This is a genomic window from Longicatena sp. 210702-DFI.1.196, assembly GCF_020563125.1.
In the GTDB taxonomy this organism is placed as follows: domain Bacteria; phylum Bacillota_I; class Bacilli_A; order Erysipelotrichales; family Erysipelotrichaceae; genus Longicatena; species Longicatena caecimuris.
The window spans coordinates 1-753 of record NZ_JAJCPX010000092.1 but is presented as its reverse complement, the minus strand read 5'-3'; the positions used below and the strand labels follow the sequence as shown (position 1 = coordinate 753).

Annotated in this window: 1 pseudogene; it reads left to right on the top strand. The window is 35.9% G+C overall.

Annotated elements, in window-relative coordinates:
- Positions 1–753: pseudogene (locus tag LI241_RS15500) on the top strand (transposase); the annotation flags it as partial.

Genomic DNA, 753 nt, shown 5'->3' with positions numbered 1-753 from the left:
TTTCCTTAAGGTTGCTAAACAACAAAATCGTACCTATTTATCTATTTACGAAAGCTTTTATTCTCCTGATGTTAAGGGAACCAAGCATCGCAGTATTAGAAAACTTGGTAATCTTCAGTCTCTTATTGATTCTGGGATTGATGATCCTATTGCCTACTACAAAGCTGAAGTGGCTAGAATGAATGAAGAAAGAAAACTCAAAAATGCGAATGCAAAGATAAATCAAAGACTTATTGGTGAAGTCTCTCCTGAAAAGTATCTCGGCTATTTTCCTCTTGCCAACATTCTTAACACATTAGATGTAAAAGATCATTTTAACTATATGCAGTCTACTCGCTACTTTCAGTTTAATGTCTATGATATATTCTCATCTCTTGTATTTGCACGTGCTGTAGCACCTTTGTCTAAACACAAAACGTTTCATGATGTACTTCCTTCCCTTTTGAATGAAGTTGACTTCAGCTATGATCAATTATTAGATGCCGTTGAATTTCTGGGGAGTGAATATCAGAAGTTCACTGAAATACTTACGGTAGCTACAGCTGATAATTTTGGTATTGATACAAAACATACTTTCTTCGATTGTACGAACTTCTACTTTGAAATCGATAAAGAAAATGATTTTCAAAGACGTGGCCCATCTAAAGAAATGCGTCATGATCCCATTGTTGGGCTAGGTCTATTACTTGATGCCAATATGATCCCCATCGGTATGAGGATGTATCCCGGTAATGAGTCAGAGAAGCCTATTAT